The 22,665-nt window shown below is 62.0% G+C and carries 20 protein-coding genes; 9 read left to right on the top strand and 11 right to left on the bottom strand.

Features of this window, described 5'->3' with window-relative positions; translation table 11 throughout:
• Positions 1–23: 23 nt before the first annotated feature.
• The 6 genes from FKG95_RS23545 to FKG95_RS23520 all read right to left on the bottom strand — a co-directional run bounded on the left by FKG95_RS23545 (position 24) and on the right by FKG95_RS23520 (position 4,817).
• The gene (locus tag FKG95_RS23545) at positions 24–254 is read right to left on the bottom strand and encodes a hypothetical protein (protein ID WP_142898869.1); all 231 of its coding nucleotides are present in this window, start codon (positions 252–254) and stop codon (positions 24–26) included.
• A complete protein-coding gene (locus tag FKG95_RS30250) occupies positions 244–768 on the bottom strand; it encodes a hypothetical protein (protein ID WP_246116878.1) in 525 nt (174 codons plus the stop codon). The genes FKG95_RS23545 and FKG95_RS30250 overlap by 11 nt, the downstream gene beginning before the upstream one ends.
• Position 769: 1 nt before the next feature.
• Positions 770–2,026 (bottom strand): agmatinase family protein, encoded by a 1,257-nt coding sequence (locus tag FKG95_RS23535; protein WP_246116877.1) that lies wholly within the window; start codon positions 2,024–2,026, stop codon positions 770–772.
• A gap of 19 nt (positions 2,027–2,045) precedes the next feature.
• Positions 2,046–2,843 (bottom strand): ATP-binding cassette domain-containing protein, encoded by a 798-nt coding sequence (locus FKG95_RS23530; RefSeq protein ID WP_246116876.1) that lies wholly within the window; start codon positions 2,841–2,843, stop codon positions 2,046–2,048.
• The gene (locus tag FKG95_RS23525; protein ID WP_142898868.1) at positions 2,840–3,661 is read right to left on the bottom strand and encodes an ABC transporter permease; all 822 of its coding nucleotides are present in this window, start codon (positions 3,659–3,661) and stop codon (positions 2,840–2,842) included. The genes FKG95_RS23530 and FKG95_RS23525 overlap by 4 nt, the downstream gene beginning before the upstream one ends.
• 85 nt (positions 3,662–3,746) lie before the next feature.
• Complete coding sequence (locus FKG95_RS23520; RefSeq protein ID WP_142898867.1) at positions 3,747–4,817, bottom strand: putative urea ABC transporter substrate-binding protein; 1,071 nt, start codon at positions 4,815–4,817, stop codon at positions 3,747–3,749.
• Between the two features lie 549 nt (positions 4,818–5,366).
• Here FKG95_RS23520 and FKG95_RS23515 point away from each other — a divergent pair.
• Together FKG95_RS23515 and FKG95_RS23510 are read left to right on the top strand one after the other, a co-directional pair.
• Positions 5,367–6,965 (top strand): FAD-binding domain-containing protein, encoded by a 1,599-nt coding sequence (locus FKG95_RS23515; RefSeq protein WP_246116875.1) that lies wholly within the window; start codon positions 5,367–5,369, stop codon positions 6,963–6,965.
• Complete coding sequence (locus FKG95_RS23510) at positions 6,962–7,141, top strand: DUF2256 domain-containing protein (RefSeq protein WP_142898866.1); 180 nt, start codon at positions 6,962–6,964, stop codon at positions 7,139–7,141. Before FKG95_RS23515 ends, FKG95_RS23510 begins: the two co-directional genes overlap by 4 nt.
• Here FKG95_RS23510 and FKG95_RS23505 read toward each other — a convergent pair.
• The 3 genes from FKG95_RS23505 to FKG95_RS23495 are packed head-to-tail and all read right to left on the bottom strand — an operon-like array spanning position 7,122 to position 10,380.
• Entirely contained in the window at positions 7,122–7,391 is a 270-nt protein-coding gene (locus tag FKG95_RS23505; protein WP_142898865.1) for a DUF3253 domain-containing protein, read from the bottom strand. The genes FKG95_RS23510 and FKG95_RS23505 overlap by 20 nt on opposite strands.
• Complete coding sequence (locus FKG95_RS23500; RefSeq protein ID WP_142898864.1) at positions 7,388–8,824, bottom strand: cryptochrome/photolyase family protein; 1,437 nt, start codon at positions 8,822–8,824, stop codon at positions 7,388–7,390. The genes FKG95_RS23505 and FKG95_RS23500 overlap by 4 nt, the downstream gene beginning before the upstream one ends.
• A gap of 26 nt (positions 8,825–8,850) precedes the next feature.
• Positions 8,851–10,380 carry a cryptochrome/photolyase family protein gene (locus FKG95_RS23495; protein ID WP_142898863.1) on the bottom strand — a complete coding sequence of 510 codons (1,530 nt, stop codon included), beginning with the start codon at positions 10,378–10,380 and terminating at the stop codon, positions 8,851–8,853.
• A 501-nt stretch (positions 10,381–10,881) separates the two neighbouring features.
• On the opposite strand from FKG95_RS23495, the gene FKG95_RS23490 reads away from it, so the two are divergent.
• The 6 genes from FKG95_RS23490 (at position 10,882) to FKG95_RS23465 (ending at position 18,451) form a co-directional block, all read left to right on the top strand.
• Positions 10,882–11,964, top strand: a complete 1,083-nt coding sequence (locus FKG95_RS23490; RefSeq protein WP_142898862.1) for a LacI family DNA-binding transcriptional regulator — start codon at positions 10,882–10,884, stop codon at positions 11,962–11,964.
• A 56-nt stretch (positions 11,965–12,020) separates the two neighbouring features.
• Positions 12,021–13,400 (top strand): ABC transporter substrate-binding protein, encoded by a 1,380-nt coding sequence (locus FKG95_RS23485; protein WP_142898861.1) that lies wholly within the window; start codon positions 12,021–12,023, stop codon positions 13,398–13,400.
• A 145-nt stretch (positions 13,401–13,545) separates the two neighbouring features.
• Positions 13,546–14,838 (top strand): carbohydrate ABC transporter permease, encoded by a 1,293-nt coding sequence (locus FKG95_RS23480; protein ID WP_218940337.1) that lies wholly within the window; start codon positions 13,546–13,548, stop codon positions 14,836–14,838.
• Positions 14,835–16,070 (top strand): carbohydrate ABC transporter permease, encoded by a 1,236-nt coding sequence (locus FKG95_RS23475; RefSeq protein ID WP_246116874.1) that lies wholly within the window; start codon positions 14,835–14,837, stop codon positions 16,068–16,070. The genes FKG95_RS23480 and FKG95_RS23475 overlap by 4 nt, the downstream gene beginning before the upstream one ends.
• Entirely contained in the window at positions 16,067–17,374 is a 1,308-nt protein-coding gene (locus FKG95_RS23470; RefSeq protein ID WP_218940336.1) for an MGH1-like glycoside hydrolase domain-containing protein, read from the top strand. The genes FKG95_RS23475 and FKG95_RS23470 overlap by 4 nt, the downstream gene beginning before the upstream one ends.
• 15 nt (positions 17,375–17,389) lie before the next feature.
• A complete protein-coding gene (locus FKG95_RS23465) occupies positions 17,390–18,451 on the top strand; it encodes an ABC transporter ATP-binding protein (protein WP_142898860.1) in 1,062 nt (353 codons plus the stop codon).
• Between the two features lie 9 nt (positions 18,452–18,460).
• Here the strand turns inward: FKG95_RS23465 and FKG95_RS23460 are convergent, their stop codons facing one another.
• Both FKG95_RS23460 and FKG95_RS23455 read right to left on the bottom strand, forming a co-directional pair.
• Positions 18,461–19,645, bottom strand: a complete 1,185-nt coding sequence (locus tag FKG95_RS23460; protein WP_142898859.1) for a fumarylacetoacetate hydrolase family protein — start codon at positions 19,643–19,645, stop codon at positions 18,461–18,463.
• Between the two features lie 27 nt (positions 19,646–19,672).
• Positions 19,673–20,572, bottom strand: a complete 900-nt coding sequence (locus FKG95_RS23455; RefSeq protein WP_179954239.1) for an SMP-30/gluconolactonase/LRE family protein — start codon at positions 20,570–20,572, stop codon at positions 19,673–19,675.
• A gap of 231 nt (positions 20,573–20,803) precedes the next feature.
• On the opposite strand from FKG95_RS23455, the gene FKG95_RS23450 reads away from it, so the two are divergent.
• Positions 20,804–22,624 carry an IlvD/Edd family dehydratase gene (locus FKG95_RS23450; protein ID WP_142898857.1) on the top strand — a complete coding sequence of 607 codons (1,821 nt, stop codon included), beginning with the start codon at positions 20,804–20,806 and terminating at the stop codon, positions 22,622–22,624.
• Positions 22,625–22,665: the final 41 nt, after the last annotated feature.

Here is a 22,665-nt window from a genome sequence, read left to right as displayed (position 1 = left end):
CCGATTCGAATCCTCTGCCCGCGCTATTTTTCGCGACGGTTTGCGCGCGCTTTGCGGAGCTTGACGACGGCAAAAGCGCCAAGGGCGATGGCGAGCAGCAGTCCGCCAGCGTGAAACGGCTCCTGAACGAAGTGGGCGATAAAGCCGCTCACGTCCAAACCGCTGTGGTCGCCCGGATGGGCAGCAAGCGGTCCCGCCGCGAACAGCGTGACGGCGGCGGCAGCGCCGGAAAGCGTAAAGCTCTTAGTGATCATGGGTCTCTCCCTGCAGTGAAGTTTCAACGCGTTCGGCCAGCATCGACAGAAGGTCGACATCCGTCCGTTCGCTCAGCGATACGTAGGTAAAAGTCATGCTTTCCCGGCTGTCAATCATCTTGCCGGGAAACGGCATATAAAGCAGTTCGCGCGACGCGAAGGCCGGCGAGGCCGTGCCGATCTGCCAGTTGGCGACAATGGCGGCATCGACCAGATACATGATCAGGCCGTCGGACCCCTTGCGCTGGAAGGGCACACCGGCGAGGCGCAGATAGCTGGTCTTATCCTCGGCACTTCGGAATCCCTCCAGGAAACTGGTCGCCAGGACTTTGACTTCCTCCGCCCGTTCCTTGTCCGACTGGCCGTGCACATGACTGTGCAGGTGTTCCGTGCCCTCGTGCCTGTGATTATGTCCCGGGCCGGGATGGCTGTGATCCTGTGAATGCCCATGCCCATGCCCGTGCCCATGATCGTGTGGATGGTCATGCGCATGCATGCTGTCGAGTTTGGTCATGTCACGCGACCTCCGGGCCGGCGGGAATGCTCACCGGCTTGTCGATCAGGCCCTTGTGCGCGCCCATCTTGCCATGGGCCACCAGGGTGCCCAGCACGTCGACGATGACGCGGGTGGCCAAAAGCGCGGTAATGTCCGAGGTGTCATAGGGCGGCGAGACCTCCACCACTTCAAGACCGCAAATCCCTTCCCGGGCAATCAGCGACACCAGCTCCAGCGCCTCGCGGGGCAGAAAGCCGCCGGGCTCGGGCCAGCCGGTGCCTGGAACGAACCCGGCATCGACACAATCGATATCGAAAGAAAGGTAAACCGCGTCGGCATCCTTCCAGGCCAGTTCCAGCGCCCGCGCCGCCGTTTCGGCCAGGCCCATCTCCTCGACATCGCGCATGGTGAAGATGCTGGTGTTACGCTTGCGCGCTTCCTCGACGCCTTCGCGCGGCACCTGCCAGCCGCCGATGCCGATCTGCACCAGATTGACCGCGGGGACATTGGCCAGGTCGGTCGCGTGGTACCAGGGCGTGGTGTGCATGCGTTCGTCCAGGTCCTTCTCCTGGATATCCACATGGCGGTCGAAATGCACGATCCCGATACGCTTGGAGGTGCACTGCGCGATCCCGCGCACACAGGGAAAACCGATGGAGTGATCGCCGCCGATGATGATCGGCAGCGCGCCGGACGAAGCCACATGGCTGACCGCGCGGGTCACCTGGTCGAAGGTCTTTTCGATGTTGGCGGGAATGGTGAAGACATCGCCCACGTCGCAGAGGGTCATCTGCTCGCGCAGATCGACGCCCATCTCGTAATTGTAGGGCGTGTAGAGCGCGGAGATCTTGCGCACGCCCTGGGGCCCGAAGCGCGTGCCGGGGCGGTAGGTCGTGCCGCCGTCGAAGGGCACCCCCAGAATCGCGGCGTCGTAATTCCCGACCGCGGTCACGTCCTCGATGTAAGGCGCTTTCAGGAAGGTATTGATGCCCGCGTAGTGGGGCAGCTCACCCCGCGCGAAAGTCGGGATGGACTTATCCGTCAGAGAGTCCGATCCGGTCAGGCCCATGCGCAGCGCCCACTGCTTCTCTTTTTCCCAGGCTGCCGTCGGCAGGTCCTTTTCCTTCTGCACCGCCTTCCAGCCACGCAGCTGCAGCTTGTCGAAGTCCGGGTGGTGGTGGCGAACCGCGGCAGGGGGAAATGAGAAGCAGGGGCCGCCAATCGGCCCGGCGGCCCGATGCGCGCGGCGGGTCTTGTCTCGAATTCTCTCGTACATGGGAAGGGAGTCCTCTGTTTTACGGGTTTGGTCGTGAAGGGAGAAGTTCGTCCAGCGAGGGACGTGTGCTCTCCTGGTCGTTGGCCCGGTCACTGGTGAGCGGAAGGTCATAGGTCACGGTCGCACCAAAGGCCTCGGGCGCATGGGGGTCGTGGCGCAGTTTGTCGAACACCAGCATGCGAGTGCCTAGCTTGAAGGCCTCGTTGATGTCGTGGGTCACCATGAAGACGGTCATGGAGAGCTCTTCCCAGAGACCCAGCAGCAATTCATGCATGTCGGCCCGGATCCCGGGGTCCAGCGCGCCGAATGGTTCGTCAAGCAGTAGAATGTCGGGCTTCTTCAGGAGCGCCTGAGCAATGGCGAGGCGTTGCTGCATGCCGCCGGAGAGCTGCGCCGGATAGCGATGGCGGGCAGCGGTCAAACCGATCCGATCCAGAGTATCGCGCACGGCCTCGCGCGCGGCCTTGCGTTCCGCGCCGAACAGCCGGCCCGTCCAGCGGGAGGCTTCGAACTCGGACACAATGATCAGATTGTCTTCGACGCAGAGATGCGGGAAGACGGAATAGCGTTGAAAGACGATCCCCCGGTCCGGCGTGGGTTCCGGCGGCAAGGCGGTACCATTCAGCTCGATCGTACCGCGCGTCGGCGTTTCCTGAGACAGCAGCAGGCGCAGAAAAGTCGACTTCCCGCAGCCGGACGCTCCGACGATAGTGCAGAAAGCGCCCTGCTCCACCTCGAGATTGACTCTCTCCAGAACCAGGCAAGGGCCGTAGGACATGGAAAGATCCCGCACCCGGATCTGCGGCGACGCGTTCACAGACTATCCCCCTTGAGATGATGCCAGGGGAAGGCCCGCTTGGAGAGCAGACGCAACAGACGGTCGATGATGAAGGCAAGCAGCGTGATCCAGGCGACGTAGGGCAGGATCACATCCATCGCCAGAAAGCGGCGCACCAGAAAAATGCGGTAACCGAGACCCGAGGTGGAGGCGATGGCTTCAGCCGAGACCAAAAAGATCCAGCCGGGCACCAGCCCCAGCCTGAGCGCCGTAATCAATTGCGGCAGGGTCTGCGGCAACACGATCCGGGTGACCATTTGCCAGACGGAGGCACCCAGGGTTTCGGCCTTGATGATCATCTCACGCGGAATATCCATCACCGCCTGCGAAACGCCGCGTACCATCACGGGGGCGGTGCCGACCACGATCAGCATGATCTTGGAGACCTCGCCCAGACCGAAAATGATGAAAAGGATCGGCAGGACCGTGATCGGCGGGATCAGCGAAAAGGTCGCGACGAAGGGCGCGAGCCCGCTGCGGACATGGGCGACGAAGCCGATGGAAATCCCAAGTATCAGGGCAATCGCCGTGGAAATCAGCATCCCGGAGCCAAGCCGCCAGAGGCTATCCCAGGTATCCAGCCACAGCAGATAATTGCCCGAGCGCCGGTCCGCCTCGAACGCCATGCGCATAAAGGCCGCGCCCATGTCCGAGAGGGACGGCAGAAGCTTATCAGCCGGATTCTCCAGACGCCGGTAGTGGCTGGCCACCGCGTAGGCGATCAGCACCCCGAGAAAGGGGGTCAGACCCAGCAGAAAGGCCGTCGGACGGCTCGGCTTTCGATTGGTGATGCGCATGGTTGCGGTCCCTGCCTGCCCCGCCCAAGCCCAGAAGAGGCATGGACGAGGCAGGGTTAGCTCACTTACCTAATGAGCACCGAAGTTACAGCGCACCTTCGGCAGCCATCTGCATGTAGGTGCTGTCGAACCGCAGCTTGACGTTATTGGGATCGCCATACACAGAGCCGTCCGGAAAGGCGACACCGACGAATTCGGGACTGGGCGCGCCCTCGCCCAGGATGCCCTTATCGAACAGGAACTCCGCCACGAACTTCATGGTCTGGGGCAGTTCCCTCGACTGATTGAAGGCCACCGCGTCGGCAGGCTTATAGAACATCTCCGTGGTCGCAAGCTGGGCATCGTATCCGGCCAGATCGGTGCCGGAAGCTTCGGCCATCGCCGTGCGGGCGGCCTTGCCTTCCGCGCTGTCGGACGCCATGAGCGCGGCCACCTCGTACCAGGCGCCGGTCAGGGCCTTCCCGAACGACGGGTTGGCGGCCAGGGTCTCGGTGTTGACCATCATGACGTCGATGATCTCACCGGGGATGCCCGCGCTGTCGAAGACCTTGGTCGCGTTTTTCTGCGCCTCGATCTCCGACAGCAGGGGATTCCAGGTCACCACAGAGGTCACGTCGGAAGTGCTGTAGGCGGCGATCATGTCCGCATCGGACGTATTGACGACGGTCACATCCCGCTCCGACATGCCAACCGAGTCGAGCGCGCGGGCAAGCAGGTAATGTGAAACCGAAAGTTCGACCAGGTTCACATTCTGTCCCTTTATCTCCTGCAGCTTGCCTTTGTCTTTGAGGATGATCCCGTCGTTGCCGTTGGAATAGTCGCCGACAATCAACGCCGTCGTATCGACGCCGCCCCCGGCCGGAATCGAGAGCGCATCCATATTGGTCATGGAGCAGCCGTCATAGGCGCCTGCAGTGTATTGGTTGATCGATTCCACGTAGTCGTTGATCTGCACGATCTCGACGTCGATTCCATACTTATCGGCCCACTTTTTCATGATGCCGGAATCCTGCAGATATCCCCAGGGCATCCAACCCACGTAGATCGACCAGCAAACTTTGAACTCGGTTTTTTCGGCGGCTGTTGCGGCGGGCGGCGAGGCCGTGAAAGTCAAGGCCGCGGCAAGACAGATCGCTTTGGTGAATGTCCGTAACATGGCTGTACGCATCTCCTGTTCGTTGGGCCGGACCTTATGGATCGGCCTTGCAATCAGGTTCTCTGCGCACAAACCGGGAGAAGGTTTGCGCGCGCAAACCTATGCAGTTTACTCCCGGGTTTTTATCCCGCCGTGTCACCGGACCTATGTCATGGCCGTCCGGTTTGCACCTCTCGGTCCTGCGTTTCCCAGACTCTGATCGTTTTCCACCCTTTCAGTGAAAAACGTGAATCAGTCTCTGTTTGTTAAACTGAGAGGCCGATCCACGTTCCTGGCGTTTTCCGTCAGGAACGATCGCGCTCTGAGAAACCGGAACCCTAGGCGCGCTGCATCCCTGTGGCTTCGCAAGCTCTGTGCCAAGCCATGCCGGCATCTAATTCCGCATGACTTCACAGATAGATAGATCTCTTCCAAAAGAATCCCGTTGCCGGGCAGCAGATTGAAACACCTGGTCACTGCTCAAAAAATATCGCATTGCACAATTAGTGAGCAGAAATACCGCCGCGCGCCGCAATTCTGATCTGCTGAGCGCCGAGCCGCGTATCATCCATGGATAAACCGAGCGCGCCCGCTATCTCACAGAGCATGACACTTCCCAAACACCCCCTCCAGATCGTCTGGTTCAAGCGCGACCTGCGCATTGAAGATCACCGCCCGCTCGCCAAAGCCGCGGCCGAGGGGCCTGTGTTACCGCTTTACGTGGCCGAACCGGAACTGTGGCAGCAACCGGATATGTCAGGCCGCCAGTGGGCCTTCGCAACGGAGTGCCTGAACGAGCTGCGGGAAGCGCTCTTTGCGCTGGGCCAGCCACTCATCGTTCGTTCCGGCGCGGTCACCGAAGTCCTGGAAGATATCGCCCGGGCCCATCCCATCGCCGCGCTCTGGTCCCATGAAGAGACCGGCAATCTCTGGACCTATCAGCGGGACAGGCAGGTCGCGGCCTGGTGCCGCGCCGCCGGCATTCCCTGGCATCAGGAGCGTCAGAACGGTGTCATCCGCCGCCTGAAGACACGGGACGGCTGGGCCCGGCGCTGGGACAGTTTCATGGCAGAGGCCGTGACGCCCGCGCCGCCCGCACTGCGGCCCATCCCCGGGTTTGATCCGGGCGGGATAGCAACCGCCAGCGCGCTGGGCCTCGCTCCCGATCTCTGCTCCGAGCGGCAGAGCGGCGGACGCCGGAACGGCCTGGAGCGCCTCGAAAGCTTTCTCAACAGCCGGGGCGAAGCCTACCGCACTGCCATGTCCAGCCCCGTGACCGCCTTTCGGGCCTGTTCCCGGCTCTCGCCGCACCTTGCCTGGGGCAGCCTCTCGCCGCGTGAGATCGCGCAGGCCACCTGGTCGCGGCAACGTTTGCTCAAGGAGGCGCCGAAGGGCACGACCGGTTCCTGGCGCGGTGCGCTCAGTTCCTTCACGGGCCGCCTGCATTGGCACTGTCACTTTATGCAGAAGCTCGAAGACGCGCCGGATCTGGAACACACCAACCTGCATAGCGCCTACGATGGGCTTCGCCCCAATACGCCAGATACGGAACGGCTCGCCGCCTGGCAGAAGGGCGAGACCGGCCTGCCCTTCGTCGACGCCTGCATGCGCGCGCTGGCTGCGAGCGGCTGGATGAACTTTCGCATGCGCGCCATGCTGATGGCGATTGCCAGCCAGCATCTCTGGCTGGACTGGCGCGCACCTGGTGAGCATCTGGCGCGCCTTTTCACCGACTACGAGCCGGGCATTCACTGGCCTCAGGTTCAGATGCAATCCGGCACCACCGGGATCAATACGGTGCGGATCTATAATCCGGTCAAACAGGGTCACGATCAGGACCCGGACGGCAGCTTCACGCGCCGCTGGCTGCCGGAGTTGGCGGAGGTTCCCGATGCCGCGCTGCAGGAGCCCTGGAAATGGGACGGCGCGGGCCGCGTTCTCGGCAGGCGCTATCCCTTCCCCGTCGTCGATCATTTGGCGGCGGCAAAGGAAGCCCGCCAGAAAATCTGGGCGCTGCGGCGCGGTCCCGCCTTCAAGGAAACCGCGGACGAGATCCAAAGCAAACACGGCAGCCGCAAAAGCGGCATCCCCATGACCGGGCGCAAACGCCGCAAGAAGGAAAACCCGGACCAGTTGACCCTGCTTCCCAGCGAGGAGCCGCAGGGATGAAACATCGGAAGAAAGCCGATCTGCCCAGCAAGCTCTGCCCGGTCTGCGAACGGCCTTTCACCTGGCGCAGGAAATGGGCGAAAGACTGGGACCAGGTCCGCTACTGCTCGGAGCGCTGCCGGCGCGCTGCGAAGATGGGCGGGGCTGGCAGCCTGACTAACGCTTCCGCGGAATAGCCAGCCTGATCGGCCCTTTCGCGGACTGCGGATCGACCTCGCAGCCGCCTTGCAGAATAGAGATTTTGCCACACCTGTGCAGATCAGCGGCGACGGCACGGACCGAGGGCATTAGTTCGCGCCATTCGTCGAGATCTTTTATCAGCGCCCGTGCCACCTCCGAAGGACAGATGGATTTCTCCGGACCACGGGCCGCGCAGAGCCGCAGGACAGCCTCTGCGATTTCCCCCGGCTCAGGGCGTTCGGTCACGCCGCGCTTTCACTCGAAGCCTTGACGTCATTGTAACCCGCCAGGGCTGCCGCCCGCGCCTGTGCATGATCGACAATGGGTCTGGGGTAATCCCGGCCCAGTTTGAGTCCCGCCGCGGCGAGCTCGATTTCGGTCAGCTCGAAGGGCGCGTGGATCGCTTTGTTATCCAGCTTGGAAAGCTCCGGGCAAAAGCGCCTGACATAAATCCCGTCCGGGTCGAACTTGCTGCCCTGGGTCATGGGATTGAAGATCCGGAAATAGGGCGCGGCGTCGGCGCCACTGCCCGCGACCCACTGCCAGCTTGCCGAGTTGTTGGCCAGATCCGCGTCCAGCAGGGTGTCACGGAACCAGGCCTCGCCGTGCTTCCAGTGCAGGCGCAGATGCTTGATCAGGAAGCTGGCAACCACCATGCGCACCCGGTTGTGCATGTAACCGGTCTGCCAGAGTTCGCGCATGCCCGCATCGACGATGGGATAGCCGGTCATGCCGCGCTGCCAGGCCTTGAGATCTTCCTCGCTCTCGCGCCAGGGGTAGTTGTCGAAGGCCGGGCGCCAGTTCTTCTCGGGCAGGGTCGGAAAGTGGTAAAGCAGATGATAGGAGAATTCGCGCCAGCCAACCTCGCTCAGGAACTTCCCGGCGTCTTTGCTGACCTCCGGGCGGTCTTCCTCGAAGAAACGCGTGCGCGCCCAGATCTGACGCGGCGAAATCTCCCCGAAGTGCAGGTGCGGCGAGAGGCGTGAGACATTCAGCAGGTCGGGCCGGTTGCGAAGCGTACCGTAGCCCTTCAGGCCTTCCTCCAGGAATTCCTCCAGGCGGTCTCGCGCGCCCGCCTCGCCCGGCTGCCAGAGATCCTCCCAGCCTTCCGCCCAGTTCGGGGCCGTCGGCAGCAGATCAAAATCCTCGAGACTCTCACCAAGGCTACAGTCCGCCAGTTTAGTCTCGCTGGGCCGTGGCAAAGGCGCCTCGACCTCCCGGGTCAGCGCGGCCCGCCAGAAGGGCGAGTAGACCTTGAAGGGGCCGCCGGTCTTTGTTTCGAGCTGCCAGGGCTCATGCAGCAATGCGGCTTTGAAGCTCGTCGCCTCGATACCCTGCGCCGTCAGGCCGGCTTTGATCTTGGTATCACGATCGATGCCGTGCGGTTCATAGCAACGGTTCCAGTAGACCGCCGTCGCGCCGGCCGCCTCAATCACCCGCGCCAACTGCTCCGCCGGATCGCCGCGCAGGAGAACGAGCCCTCCCAGATCATCGCCAAGCGCCTTGAGGCTGTGGTGGAGCCACCAGCGCCCCGCGCCACCCAGAGCAGGAGAAGCGCCCAGCGCCTCCGCCTCGTCCAGGATGAAGACTGGGACGACGTCACCCTGCTGCGCGGCCTGCGCCAGCGCGGGATTGTCCGCGAGCCGCAGATCCTGCCTAAACCAGACGATGGAGGTCATAGCTTATCCAACTTTCTTTCAAGACTTCACACCAGCTTTTCCAGGAAACGATCCGCCGAGTCCAGATAGTCGGCGCGCTTTTCGTCACTCATCCGGTCCCAGGTCCGGTAGACCTGCCCCAGGCGCGGATTGCCCCGCAACTTATCCCCATTACGCTCCAAAAAGTGCCAGTAGAGCGGATTGAACGGACAGGCCTCCTCGCCGGTCTTCTGCTGCACCTTGTAGCGGCAGCTGTGACAATAGTCTGACATTTTGTTTATGTAATTGCCGCTCGCCGCATAAGGTTTCGAGCCCAAGAGGCCGCCATCGGCGAACTGACTCATGCCCAGGGTGTTGGGCAGTTCCACCCATTCATAGGCGTCCGCGTAGACCATCAGGTACCACTCATGGACTTCCTTCGGATCGACACCGGCCAGCATGGCGAAGTTGCCGGTCACCATAAGCCGCTGGATATGATGGGCGTAGGCCTCTTCTCTGGTTTGCATAATGGCGGCGCGCAGGCAGGCCATGTCGGTTTCGGCAGTCCAGTAAAAGTCGGGTAAGGCCCTCTTCGCATTGAAGAAGTTCTCCCCCGCGTAATCCGGCATCTTCAGCCAGTAGATGCCGCGCACGAACTCGCGCCAGCCGATGATCTGGCGGACAAAGCCCTCCACGGCATTCAGGGGCGCGCGCCCGGCGTGGTATTCCGTCTCGACCCGGCGGCAAACCGCCAGGGGGTCCAGCAGGCCTGCGTTGATGTAAAGCGACAGGATGGAGTGATAGAGAAAACGCTGATCGGTCAGCATAGCATCCTGAAAATCACCGAACTTCGGCAGCGCCTGCTCGATAAAGGTCTCCAGCGCCTCTTCCGCCTGCGCCGCCGTGACCCCAAACCAGAAGGGCCCAAGCTCGCCGAAGTGATCCCCGAAGCGCTCTGCGACAAGCTTCAAAACGTCCTTGGTGATTTTATCCGGTTTAAAACCAGCGGGTTGCGGCATGAAGAGATCGCTCTTCGCCGGCTTGCGGTTCTCGGCATCGAAGTTCCACTTCCCCCCAATCGGCTGGTCGCCCTCCATCAGCAAACCGGTCTTGCGGCGCATTTCCCGGTAAAAGAACTCCATGCGCAGTTGTTTTCGGCCCTCAGCCCAGTCGGCGAAGTCATCATGCGAAGCGATAAAGCGCGTATCCGGCAGGATCTCGACCGGCAGTCCGAGCGCATCCGACCATCCCTCCATCGCGTCCCGCAGCCGCCATTCACCGGGCTCGGTAACCGTGACAGCCGCCGCGTCATGCTGCTTAGCGGCGCGCGCGATCTCTCCCCCTAGCGAGCCGCTATTGTCCGGATCGTCGAGTGTCTGGTAATCGACGGTCCAGCCATCGGACCGGAGATGTTCGGCGAAATGGCGCATGGCGGAGAAAAGAAAAGCGATCTTCTTCTTGTGATGCCGGACGTAGGTCGCTTCCTCGACGACCTCGGCCATGACCAATATGTCACGCTGACGGTCCGCCGCCTGCAGCGACGAAAGTGCTGGCGTCAGTTGGTCACCGAGAATCAGAACGAGGCGGCGTTGGGACATGAAGAATCGGGCGATCAAAATCCGGAATACGAAGCATTAATTGTTACGGGCGCGGGGCATCACTAGATCACGTGACACCGACGCCGCTTAGGGTTTCTGCCCGGTCCCTCTCCAGATCGCGAGCCCCGGACAACGCACACCATTAGAGATTGTAAAGTCGTACAAAACCGGTTTTAAAACCGGGAATCATGTCATTTGAATGCAAATATCCGCGTATTTTGAGAAAATATTGACCACAAGTAACGGTTTCAGCTCCTGGTTTTAAGGCCAATTTACCGAAAAGACTCTCGCTTCAGAAACTTTCGGCACTCGCGAGAAAGATCACGAAACCACGGCTTGAGGCTCCATGCATGCCAATGGCTAGTCAACATGTTGTTTTCAAATCAATTATTGAGAACTCCACAATATGGCGTTTGACAAATCACCAAAAGAAGCGCAGAAATAGAAAAAACAAAACCGGTTTTGGAAATATCAATCCAAACCATAGGGACGGAAAAACACGTGGCCCCGAAAAAGGGAAAACTGACTCTCAAGGAATTTTCCGAGACGCTCGGGCTGTCCAAATCGACCGTCTCACGGGCGCTCGGCGGTTACAGCGACGTAAGCCCGAAAACCCGCGCGAAAATCGAAACAGCTGCGCAGGAGCTCGGCTACACGCCGGATCCTCTGGCGCGGGGTCTGAAGCGCGGGCGGGTCGAATCTGTCGGGATTGTCATCGTGCGCGGCACCCCGGCCCCCTACGATCCCTTTCTCTCGGAATTCCTCGGTGGCGTGTCGCGCAGCCTGAACGCCCGTGGCCGCGACCTGCTGGTCTCGACGGCGGGCTCCACCCAGGAAGCGGTCCAGGTTTACCGGCGTTTGATCGAGGCACGAAAGGTTGACGGCTTTATCCTGAGCCGGACCGAAACCCATGACCCGCGCATCGAATTCCTGCGCAGCGCCGCTGTACCCTTCGTCTCGCACGGCCGCAGCGACACGGCGGACGACTACGCCTGGTTCGACATCGATAACGAAGCGGCCTTTGTCGAGGCGGTCGCTCTGGCCGTACAACAGGGTCACCGGAATATCGCCCACATCGCCGCACCGCCCCACATGAACTTCGCCCGCCTGCGCCTCAAGGGCTTTCTGCGCGGCATCGCGGCATCGGGGATCGCATCGACGGATGCACCGGTTCACACCGCATCGAACCTGGATATTGAAAGCGGCGAAGAAATCGCCCGGCGGCTTTTGCTATTGCCGGAGCCGCCGACCGCCATTATCTGCGCCGTCGACCTCCTGGCGATCGGCGCCTATACGGCGGTCAAGTCTCTGGGCCTGACCGTCGGCCGGGACGTTAGCATACTCGGATACGACGGCCTGCCGTTCGGCGCCTATCTGGAACCGCAGCTGACGACCTTCGATCAATCCGGCGGCGATCACGGCGCGCAAGTGGCCGACATGCTGCTGGACGTGATCGAAGGGAAGGATCCCGCGACGCTTCAGGTTATCCGTCAGGCAAAACTCCTAAAACGGACCTCGGACGGTCCGCCCGCTCAAAGTACTGAAGAACTGGCGCGCAAGATCGCCTGCGGCAACGCCGCCTGACGCCCGGAGTAATCAAGAACGCGAAGAAACAACCGCTGAACGAGGGAGGAAAGAAAATGAAAGACGTCAAATCCATTCGACCCCTGGCCTTAAAAAAATCCGCCCGTCTGATCGCGACCGCCGCGATCGCACTGAGTATCGGGAGCCACAGTCTCGCCGCCGAAAGCCTGCGCTTCTGGACCACCGAAGAACAGCCTGAGCGGCTGGCGCTGCAGGAACAGATCGCCGCCGACTTCAAGGCCAAAACCGGTATCGAAGTACAGGTGATTCCAGTCACCGAGAAAGACCTGGGCACCCGGGCCACGGCGGCCTTCGCCGCCGGTGATTTGCCGGACGTGATCTATCATACCCTGCAGTATGTTCTCCCTTGGACCGAGGCCGGTATCCTGGACGGCGACGCCGCCTCGGATGTGGTCGAGGACCTGGGCGCAGGCACCTTCGCGCCGGGCGCTCTGCAAATGGCCGCGGTCGATGACGGCTATGCCGCCGTACCAGTCGACGGCTGGACTCAGATGATCGTTTATCGCAAAGACCTCTTCGACGAAAAAGGCCTCGCCGCGCCCGACAGCTACGCGGACATCACCAAAGCCATCGAAGCTCTGCACAATCCGCCGGAGATGTTCGGCTTTGTCGCCGCCACCAAGGTTGACGAGAACTTCATGAGCCAGGTGCTGGAGCACGTCTTCCTGGCCAACGGCGTTTCCCCCGTCGGCGAGAAGGGCTTCGCGCCCCTGGATGAGGCAGCGACAACGGAAGTCCTCGACTTCTACAAAACCATCGCGAAAGCCTCGCCACCAGGCGAGCTTTACTGGAAACAGTCCCGTGAGATCTACTTTGCGGGCAAGGCGGCCATGATCATCTGGTCTCCCTTCATTCTCGACGAGCTGGCCGGCCTGCGCGACAGCGCCCCGCCGACGATCAACGACGACCCGACGTCGCGCGAACTGGCTTCCAAGACCGCGGTCGTGACCACCTTCGCCGGACCTTCCAACCCAGAGGGCGCGGCCTGGGCCGACATCCGCTATCTGGGCATCACCGCGGATGCGGATACGGACCCGGCCATTGAGTTCGTCAAGTTCTCCATGGACGAAGGCTATACCGGCACGCTTTCTCTGGCACCCGAGGGCAAGTTCCCGATCCGCCGGGGCGACGGCAACGACGAGACGAAATTCGTCGAGGCCTGGTCCAAGCTTCCCGTCGGGGTCGACCGCAAAGCTCCCTTGAGCGAAATCTACCCGGCCCAGGTTATCCAGACCATCGTCGCTGGACTGGAGACCGCCAACCGCTGGGGCGTCGCCGACAAGCAGCTTTCGCTGGCCTCCAAGATGATCAATTCACAGGTCATCAACCGCGCGGTGCGCGAATACATCGAGGGCGAGCGGGATGCTGCCGCGACGGTCGCCAAGATGAACGAAGAACTGGCCCGGATCGAATAACCCAGGCGGGCGACTCGATGGGTGGCCCGGCCTGTCCGGGTCACCCGCTTCTTCCCGCGGTCACCCCGGCAGCGGCGAGAGCAAACGAGCCACCCGCAATTTCTTTCTCTACGCGTCTTTTCTTTTCGAAGAGGAGCAGTGTGTCATGAGCAGCCTTGAACCGACCTCCGGACCGCCCAAGGGCATAGGGCCGATGCAAAGGCGGGAAGCGCGCCTGGCTTACGGCATGCTGGCGCCGACCTTCCTCATCATTGCAAGCATTGTCCTCATTCCCTTGCTGGCGAACTTCTGGATCAGTTTCAAGCCGGTCCAGCTGGCCGACCTGCGCCCGCCGACACCTGTCGCGAACGAGCGTATCCGGGGAGACGCGAACGCAGCGGGCGATCAGGTCCGGATCGAATACCGCCTGCGCAATTCCTCCCGGGAGCGCGGCATCGCCGATGTGGTCATGACGGACAGCTGGCCTGCTGGTCTGACTCCAGTGGAACTCGACGCCCGCTGCGTCATCGAAAACCAAAGCCTGCGTTGCGACCTGGGCGACCTGGAGGGCGGTTACCGGGAACGCCTAAGGATCGAAGTCACCGTCGGGCAGGCGTTCCTCGACGCTTCGATCAATCCGCGTGACAGCAAACCGGTCCTGAGCGGCGACTCCGAAAACATCCTCACCAACGCCGAACTGACGCTGGAGAATTTTCGCAAGGTCTTCGCGGGTTCCGAGTTCTGGAGCGTTCTGAAGGTCACCATCTACTACACGGTTTTCGGGACTGCCGGCGCGCTGGTGCTGGGCCTCTTCGCCGCCCTGCTGATGAACCAGGCCTTCCGCGGCCGTGCCATTCTGCGCGGACTGTTTCTCTTCCCCTATGTGGCACCGGTGATCGCCGTCGCCTTTACCTGGGTCGTCCTGCTCGATCCCTTCTCCGGCGCCCTGAACGCGATTCTGCAGCAGACGGGCGCAGCGGGCGGTCCGATCAACTTCTTCGGTCAGCGCGAGGCCAGTTTCAAGCTGTTTGGTTTCGAATTCACCTTCCCGCTTGCCCTGACCACCGTGATCGCCTTCGAGGCTTGGCGTTACTTCCCGCTCTCGTTCCTCTTCATCCTGGCGCGCATGCAATCGATCAGCGGCGATATGTACGAGGCCGCCGAGCTGGACGGCGCGTCGCCGTTGCAGCAGTTCTGGTATCTCTCGCTGCCGCAGCTCGCGGGCATCCTGTCGGTTCTCTTCCTGCTGCGCTTCATCTGGACCTTCAACAAGTTCGACGACATCTTCCTGCTGACCGGCGGCGGCGCGGGCACCCGGACTCTGACTGTCGACGTTTATGAACAGGGTTTCGCCCTGGCCAACCTCGGTGCCGGTGCGGCAGTCGCCGTCGTGGTCTTCGTGGTCCTCTTCACTTTCTCGATCGTTTACTTCCGCTTCTCGCCAAAGGACGAAGGATGATGGCAGTTCTTCGCAACGGGCTATTGCTCGCCGTTTTCTCCGGCACCCTCTGGGGCGTCCTCGCCATGATCGTGTTGGGCGTCACCTTTGCCCTGGTCTCGGGCGCGCCGGCCCAGCCCTCCGTCAACGCAGCCGCCCTGGCGGGTCTGTTAGGGGCACTGGTGTTGATGGCACGGGAACCAGCGGAGCGAACGCCGATGATCCGGTCCCTGTCAGCGGCGACTGTCCTTGTCACTCTCTTCGTGGTGAGCTTTGCCAAACCCTTTGGCCTGCCGCTGGATGTCGCACCGTTGTGGCAGATTGCAGCGGTTCTGCTGATCGTCGGCAGCGTCACCTTCACCAACTGGGCCTGTCTGCACGATGCGGCCCGCGGCACCCTGCGGCGCTACGACTTCGAAAAGGTTCTGATCCGGGTCTTCAAGGGCTTCGGTTTTGTCTTTTTCACGGTTATCGTCGCCCTGCCCTTCTACGTGCTGGTCATGACCAGCCTGAAGAGCCAACAGTCTCTGCTGGCCAATCCGCTCGACTTTTCGATCGACTTCTCGGGCGGTTTCGGCGGTCTCTTCCGCTCCTACGGAGAGCTCTTCACCCAGTTCAACTTCGGGCGTTACCTGCTGATTTCCTCTATTGTATCCGTGGCGACGGTGATCCTGACCCTCCTGTTCAGCGTCCCCGGCGCCTATGCGGTCTCGCGCCTGCGCTTTCCCGGACGCGCGGTGCTGTCGCGCTCGATCCTGCTGATCTACATGGTGCCCGCCATCGTGCTGGTGATCCCGCTTTACGCGGTCTTTTCGCAGCTCGGTCTGCGCAACACCGTCGCGGGGCTTCTAATCATCTATCCGGCCACCACGATCCCGGTCGCGCTTTATATGCTGCAGGGGTATTTCCAGGGCCTGCCCGCCGAGCTGGAGGAAGCAGGTCTGATGGATGGCCTGTCGCGGCTTGGTGTGATCATCAAGATCACCCTGCCGCTGTCGCTGCCCGCGATGGCCTCGGTCTCGCTCTACGTCTTCATGATCGCCTGGAACGAGTTCCTCTTCGCCTTCATGTTTCTCGACGACCCGGACATCTTCACTCTGTCACGCGGCGTCGTCTCTCTCAATTCCTCGGAAGTGCCGCGACAGCATCTGATGGCAGGCGCGGTTATCGCGACCCTGCCGGTGCTGGGCATCTTCCTCTGGTTCGAACGCTATATGGTCCAAGGTCTGACAGCAGGATCCGTCAAAGGATGAATATGATGATAAACCCCGAGCGTGCAGCAGAGCTGGACGCACAAGCCGCGCAAATCATGCAGGCCAACGATCGTGGCGGCTTTACGGTCCCGACCGCGCGGCTCTATCCCTATCAGTGGAACTGGGATTCCGCCTTCGCCGCGCGCGGCTTCGCGCAGATCGACAAAGACCGCGCCTGGCAAGAGCTGGAGACCCTGCTGGAGGCGCAGTGGCCCAACGGCATGGTGCCGCACATCATCTTCCGGCGCGACGATCCCGATTACTTTCCCGGCCCGCGGATCTGGCAGTCCGGCACCACGCCGCCAAGCTCCGGCTATTCCCAACCGCCGGTCGCCGCCACGGTGACGAGGGACCTTTTCGAGGCCGGACCGGACGAGACCGCGATGCCGCGCGCCCGCGCGCTCTTCCCTAAGCTGCTGGCCTGGCATCGCTGGTTCCATGAACAGCGCGATCCGGACGGCCAGGGCGTTATCGCCATTGCCCATCCCTGGGAATCGGGCCGCGACAATTCACCCGACTGGGACGAAGCCATGTCGCGGGTCGACACCAGCAAGGTCGAGCCCTACGAACGCCGCGACACAGATCAGATCCACGCCGAGATGCGGCCGACTAAGGCCGACTACGACCGCTACATCGCCGTGATCCAGTTCGGGCGCGATTGCGGCTGGGATTCCATGGAGATCGCCAGAAACGGCCCCTTCTTTGTTGCAGATCCGGGATTGACCTTTGTTCTGCTGCGCGCCGACCGGGATCTTCTGGCACTGGCGGATGCCCTTGGAGAACGCGCCGCCGTCGGGGAAATCGAAGGATGGATCGCGCGCGCGGAGGCCGGCGCGGGATCGCTCTGGAATCCGGAGGCCGGTGCCTACTGCGCGCGGGATCTACGCAACGGCTTGGCGTCGGACGGCGTCTCAAGTGTGTCCTTTCTGAGTCTCTACGCCGGCCTTAAGGCGCCCGCGCAGGAGACGGCGAACATCGCCAGCCTGACGCGGGTCCTTGCGGCCTGCCGCTTTGCAGTGCCCAGTTTCGATCCGGAGCATCCGAAGTTCGACTCGCTGCGCTACTGGCGCGGCCCGGCCTGGTGCGTGGTCAACGAGCTGATTGGCCGGGGTCTGGCCGAACGCGGCTATGGCGATCTCGCTGGGCGTGTCCGTGGCGACACCGGGGCGCTGATCGAGCAGGCCGGGTTTTACGAATACTTCTGTCCGCTCACGGGGCGCGGCGCGGGGGGTGGTGACTTCACCTGGACGGCGGCGACCTGGCTGGCCTGGGCCTCGCCGAAACACTTCGCAGCAAGCGCATAACGCAAGGGGAAGATCATGGGTGCGATCCAACTGGAAAAAGTCGAAAAGTGGTTCGGTGATCTACAGGTGATCAAGGGCGTCGACCTGACGATCGACGACGGCGAGTTCGTCATCTTTGTCGGGCCCTCCGGCTGCGGTAAATCCACATTGTTGCGTCTCGTCTCGGGCCTGGAGGAGACCAGCCGGGGCGCCATCAGGATCGACGAGCGGGACGTAACGGGCGAGCCGCCCTCGGGTCGCGGCCTGGCTATGGTGTTCCAGTCTTACGCGCTCTATCCCCATATGAGCGTGCGCGACAACATGGGCTTCGGCCTGAAGACCGCAGGTGCGCCCAAAGCGGAAATCGCCGAAAAAGTCGAGGCCGCATCGAAGGTCTTAAAGCTCGACGACTATCTCGACCGGCGGCCCAAGGCGCTCTCAGGCGGCCAGCGTCAACGGGTCGCCATCGGCCGCTCCATCGTACGCGAACCCAGCGCGTTCCTCTTCGACGAACCCCTGTCGAACCTGGACGCCGCCCTGCGCGTGGACATGCGTTTCGAGATCGCCAAGCTGCACCAGACCCTAAAGGCTACCATGATCTATGTGACCCACGATCAGGTCGAGGCCATGACCCTGGCGGACAAGATCGTGGTGCTGCAGGCCGGAAAGATAGAACAGGTCGGTTCACCCCGTGCGCTCTACGAAAGGCCCGACAACCTCTTCGTCGCCCAGTTTATCGGCAGCCCAAAGATGAACGTCATGAGCTGCACGGCGCAGGGCGAGCGCTTCAGTCTGCCGGGCCATGGCGAGGGTGACTTTGCCCACGCCGCAACGGGCCGGGCACCGGCGCACCTGGGTATCCGCCCGGAACACATTGAGGTGGCCGCGCCCGGAGAAGGGCACTGCAGCGGCGAGGTCGAGGTGACGGAATACCTCGGCGCAGACGTTATGCTCTACATCAACTGCGGTCCTTTAGGGGTCCTGACAGTCCGACATGTCGGCGACATCGATGTCCGTCCAGGGCAAAACCTCGGGCTTCGCTTCGACGAAACCCGGCTGCACTTCTTCGGCGACGACGAACAGGCCATTAGAAGCTGAGTTCTTCTGTCAGTCTTTCAACAGACCGCGCTTTGCCAGGTTTCGCATGAGAGCCCCGGTGCCGAACTGCCAGGGCGGGAGCCGGTCCGAGAGATTGACGTGGTTGATCAGGGCGCCCAGAAGCGGCGTCGAGATCGTCACCCGGTCGCCTATCTTATGGGTAAAGCCCTGGCCGGGATTATCCCGGTCGTCCGTCGGCGCGAACATGGTACCCAGGAACAGCATAAAACCATCCGGGTACTGATGGTGGGCGCCGATGGTCTGGCTGACGATATCAGCAGGATCGCGGCTGATCTTGCTCATGGAGCTGACCGCCTCGAGGCGGTAGTTGTCGGTGCCTTCGATAGTCATGGAGAGATCCAGGCCGCAGACGTCCTCCAGCGTAAAGCCGCCGTCGAAAAGGCGCAGGAACGGCCCGATCGAGCAGGAGGCGTTGTTGTCCTTCGCCTTGCCCAGAAGCAAAGCCGAGCGGCCCTCGAAATCGCGCAGGTTGACGTCGTTGCCGAGCGTGGCGCCGACGATCTCGCCCCGGCTGTTGACTGCCAGGACAACTTCCGGCTCCGGATTGTTCCAGGTCGATTTGGGGTGCAGGCCAATCTGCGCGCCGAAGCCCATGGATGACATGGGCTGTCCCTTGGTGAAGACCTCGACATCGGGGCCGATCCCGACCTCCAGATACTGCGACCAGGCGCCTTTCTCCAGAAGGACTTCCTTGATGCGTGCGGCCCCGTCTGACCCCGGTTCGATCTTGGAGAGATCGTCGCCGATGATCGCGGTCATATCCGCGCGAATGGACTCCGCCTTGCTGGCATCACCGCGCGCCTGCTCCTCGATCACCCGCTCCAGCATGGAGGCTACGAAGGTCACGCCCGCCGCCTTTACCGCCTGCAGATCGCAAGGGGCCAGAAGATGCAAACGCTCTTCCGCCGCCGTCTCTTCCTGGCTGCCCATGAGGGCGTCGTCCAGGGCAGCGATCAAACGCAACTCGCCGGCCGCCTCGATCTTATCCCCAAGACCTTCCAGCTCCAGAAGGTCGCGCATGGTCGGGGCGACGGAACTCAAATCGAAAAGCGCGCCATCCCGCAGCAGACAGAGAGTGGGTCCGCCCAGCACAGGCTCCCAGACCCGTCCAACCAATAGTGCGTTGTCACTGTCTTCCGGCAAAAGGATGGAGGTTTCAATCGCTTGCATCATATCGCGTCGCTTTCCTTAAGACGCCGGTTACCCGGCATAGAGCACATCGGGGAGGCCCCGGTTTTTCAGTCCACCGGGAGCCAGGTCGCAAACGAAGAGGCTGCCGGCATGAGGTTGCGCCACGCGCTGCTCTTCAGTCAAACCCTGTTGCGCCGAGGTGATAAAGAGTTTGCTGAGTTCGGATCCGCCGAAGGTGCAGCAGGTGATGTTGCTGACCGGCAGTGTCACCCGCGCCACGATCGCGCCATCGGGATCATAGCAGGTCACTTGGTTTCCGCCCCACTCGGCATTCCAGAGATGATCCTGCGCATCTATGGTCGATCCGTCCGGGCGTCCGCCCTTTTCCGGTAGAGCCGCGAAGAGAACCCGCTCTCCCAGTCGTCCATTCTCGATGTCATAGTCGAAGCGATAGATAAAGCGGTCGGAGGTATCGGCAAAATACATCTTCCGGCCGTCGCTGCTGAAGGCGAGGGAGTTCGTGCAGCCGACTTCGGAGATCAGAGGTGAAACATCACCTTCCGCGCTGTAGGAAATGACGGAGGAAAGCGGACGGAGGCTTTCCTCATCAAGCCCGCCGACAATGAACCGCCCCTGCCGGTCACAAACGCCGTCGTTCATGCGGGTCGAAGGCAGATCGGGTTCGAACTCGGTCAGCCGCTTTGCTTCGCCGGTCTCCGGATCGAACTCGTGCAGGCCGCTCTCGAGCGCAACAAGCATCATGCCGTTGCCCTTGAAGGCAAAAGAGCCGATACGTTCGGGCAGCGTCCAAGTCCGGGTGGCATGGTCTTCCGGATCGAGCGACCAAAGCTCGGCCCGCTCGATATCCACCCAGAAAAGCTTCTGAAGCGCGCCGTTCCAGCGCACGCCTTCGCCGAGAAAATTCCGGCAATCCAGCAGCAGTTCCGCTTGTAAGTGTTTCTCGGTCACAATCCTGAAGACACTCTCTGTTCCCCGCCTGTAAGATCCACTGAGCAATGGCGTCGGCACTTCGGCTGAATGGCCCGAAGCTCGAGGTGTCGGGCCGACGGACGCAAGACGTGACTTTGCCGCCGCCATGGCTTATTTCTATTAGTATTACTTTTTACGATAACGAACCGACCCTGTCGATAGCCACTTCCGATGGCTTGGCCGGGCCGCGATCAGCAGGAAGTCAGGCACATGGCGAAAAAGCCCCCGAACGATGCCCCCAAGTCCTCCGGAAACGGCACGGACCGCAAGCCGCTGCGCAGTGAGAAGTGGTTCAACATCGCCGGCGACCCGGGGATGACAGCGCTCTATCTGGAGCGCTATTTCAACTTCGGCCTGACGCCGGAAGAACTGCAATCCGGACGTCCTATCATCGGCATCGCCCAGACCGGCAGCGACCTCTCGCCTTGCAACCGCATCCATGTCGACCTGGAAGCACGCCTGCGCGACGGCATCCGTGATGCCGGCGGCGTGCCGCTTGTCTTTCCCGTGCATCCGATCCAGGAAACCGGCCGCCGCCCGACCGCTTCGCTGGACCGCAACCTCGCCTATCTGGGCGCGGTCGAAGTCATGCACGGTTATCCCCTGGACGGCGTCATTCTGACCACCGGCTGCGATAAGACCACACCAGCGCTGCTGATGGCCGCCGCCACCGCGAACCTGCCCTCCATCGTGCTCTCCGGCGGGCCGATGCTCGACAGTTTCCGGGACGGCAAGCCGGGTTTCGGCTCCGGCGCCATCGCCTGGGAATGCCGCCAGCGCTTTTCCGCGGGCGACATCACCGGCGAGGAGTTCATCAAGCTTGTCGGCGACGCCGCCCCGAGCCTCGGGCACTGCAACACCATGGGCACGGCCTCGACCATGAACTCCCTGGCGGAAGCCCTGGGCATGAGCCTGCCCGGCTGCGCCTCAATCCCCGCGCCCTACCGTGATCGCGCGCAGATGGCTTACCGCACCGGGCGGCGGATCGTGGACATGGTTCACGAAGACCTGACGCCTGATAAGATCATGACCCGGGAGGCCTTCGAGAACGCCATTGCGGTCAACACCCTGATCGGCGGTTCCACCAATGCCCCGATCCACCTGGTCGCCGTCGCGCGCCACATGGGGGTCGAGTTGAATGTGCAGGACTGGGAGAAGATCGGCTTCGACCTGCCGTTGCTGGTCAATTGTCAGCCCGCCGGTGAATATCTGGCTGAGAGTTACCATCGCGCCGGCGGCGTGCCCGCCGTCTTCGCCCGCCTGAGAGAGCTGGGCAAGCTGCGCGGCGAAGCCCTCTCGGTCAGCGGCCAGACCATGGCCGAGGCCTACGCGGACGCCAAAGTCTACAACGACGATGTCATTCGCCCCTTGGACAATCCCCTGAAACAACAGGCGGGGTTCCGTGTCCTCACGGGTAACCTCTTCGATTCCGGAATCATGAAGACCAGCGTGATCAGCCCCGACTTCCGCGAACGCTTCCTGTCAGATCCCGAGGATCCGGATGCCTTTGAATCCCGTGTCATCGTCTTTGAGGGGCCGGAGGACTATCACGACCGCATCAACGATCCGGCGCTCAAAATCGACGAGCGCAGCACCTTGCTGATCCGCGGCGCCGGGCCGATCGGCTATCCGGGCGCCGCAGAGGTGGTCAACATGCAGCCGCCGGACGCCCTGATCAAAGCGGGTATCTCCGCTCTGCCGACCATCGGCGACGGGCGCCAGTCCGGCACCTCGGGCAGCCCCTCGATCCTCAACGTTTCGCCGGAGTCAGCCCTGGGCGGCGGTATGGCCATCGTGAAAACCGGCGATATCCTGCGCGTCGATCTGCGCAAGGGCCGGGTCGACATGCTGATCTCAGACGAGGAGATCGCCAGCCGCAAGGCCGCGTGGCAGCAATCGATCCCGCCGCATCAGACCGCCTGGCAGGAGATTTACCGCTCCATGGTGGGTTCGCTCTCGGACGGCATGTGTCTGGAGCCCGCGACCAAGTACAATCGGGTCACAGAGGTTACGCCCAGAAATAATCATTGATGGGAAACCATCATTGATGCGGAAACAAGCTCTGGCGGGGA

The sequence above is a fragment of the Denitrobaculum tricleocarpae genome, from assembly GCF_007004665.1.
Lineage (GTDB): Bacteria > Pseudomonadota > Alphaproteobacteria > Kiloniellales > Kiloniellaceae > Denitrobaculum > Denitrobaculum tricleocarpae.
The sequence above is the reverse complement of the archived record's forward strand: the minus strand, read 5'-3'. Positions and strand labels throughout refer to the sequence as shown.

What these genes read in the sequence shown, in the direction of transcription:
- FKG95_RS23545 (WP_142898869.1), bottom strand. Translation starts at nt 254, where the DNA reads ATGATCACTAAGAGCTTTACGCTTTCCGGCGCTGCCGCCGCCGTCACG.
- FKG95_RS30250 (WP_246116878.1), bottom strand. Translation starts at nt 768, where the DNA reads ATGACCAAACTCGACAGCATGCATGCGCATGACCATCCACACGATCAT.
- FKG95_RS23535 (WP_246116877.1), bottom strand. Translation starts at nt 2,026, where the DNA reads ATGTACGAGAGAATTCGAGACAAGACCCGCCGCGCGCATCGGGCCGCC.
- FKG95_RS23525 (WP_142898868.1), bottom strand. Translation starts at nt 3,661, where the DNA reads ATGCGCATCACCAATCGAAAGCCGAGCCGTCCGACGGCCTTTCTGCTG.
- FKG95_RS23520 (WP_142898867.1), bottom strand. Translation starts at nt 4,817, where the DNA reads ATGTTACGGACATTCACCAAAGCGATCTGTCTTGCCGCGGCCTTGACT.
- FKG95_RS23515 (WP_246116875.1), top strand. Translation starts at nt 5,367, where the DNA reads ATGGATAAACCGAGCGCGCCCGCTATCTCACAGAGCATGACACTTCCC.
- FKG95_RS23510 (WP_142898866.1), top strand. Translation starts at nt 6,962, where the DNA reads ATGAAACATCGGAAGAAAGCCGATCTGCCCAGCAAGCTCTGCCCGGTC.
- FKG95_RS23500 (WP_142898864.1), bottom strand. Translation starts at nt 8,824, where the DNA reads ATGACCTCCATCGTCTGGTTTAGGCAGGATCTGCGGCTCGCGGACAAT.
- FKG95_RS23495 (WP_142898863.1), bottom strand. Translation starts at nt 10,380, where the DNA reads ATGTCCCAACGCCGCCTCGTTCTGATTCTCGGTGACCAACTGACGCCA.
- FKG95_RS23485 (WP_142898861.1), top strand. Translation starts at nt 12,021, where the DNA reads ATGAAAGACGTCAAATCCATTCGACCCCTGGCCTTAAAAAAATCCGCC.
- FKG95_RS23480 (WP_218940337.1), top strand. Translation starts at nt 13,546, where the DNA reads ATGAGCAGCCTTGAACCGACCTCCGGACCGCCCAAGGGCATAGGGCCG.
- FKG95_RS23475 (WP_246116874.1), top strand. Translation starts at nt 14,835, where the DNA reads ATGATGGCAGTTCTTCGCAACGGGCTATTGCTCGCCGTTTTCTCCGGC.
- FKG95_RS23470 (WP_218940336.1), top strand. Translation starts at nt 16,067, where the DNA reads ATGAATATGATGATAAACCCCGAGCGTGCAGCAGAGCTGGACGCACAA.
- FKG95_RS23465 (WP_142898860.1), top strand. Translation starts at nt 17,390, where the DNA reads ATGGGTGCGATCCAACTGGAAAAAGTCGAAAAGTGGTTCGGTGATCTA.
- FKG95_RS23460 (WP_142898859.1), bottom strand. Translation starts at nt 19,645, where the DNA reads ATGATGCAAGCGATTGAAACCTCCATCCTTTTGCCGGAAGACAGTGAC.
- FKG95_RS23450 (WP_142898857.1), top strand. Translation starts at nt 20,804, where the DNA reads ATGGCGAAAAAGCCCCCGAACGATGCCCCCAAGTCCTCCGGAAACGGC.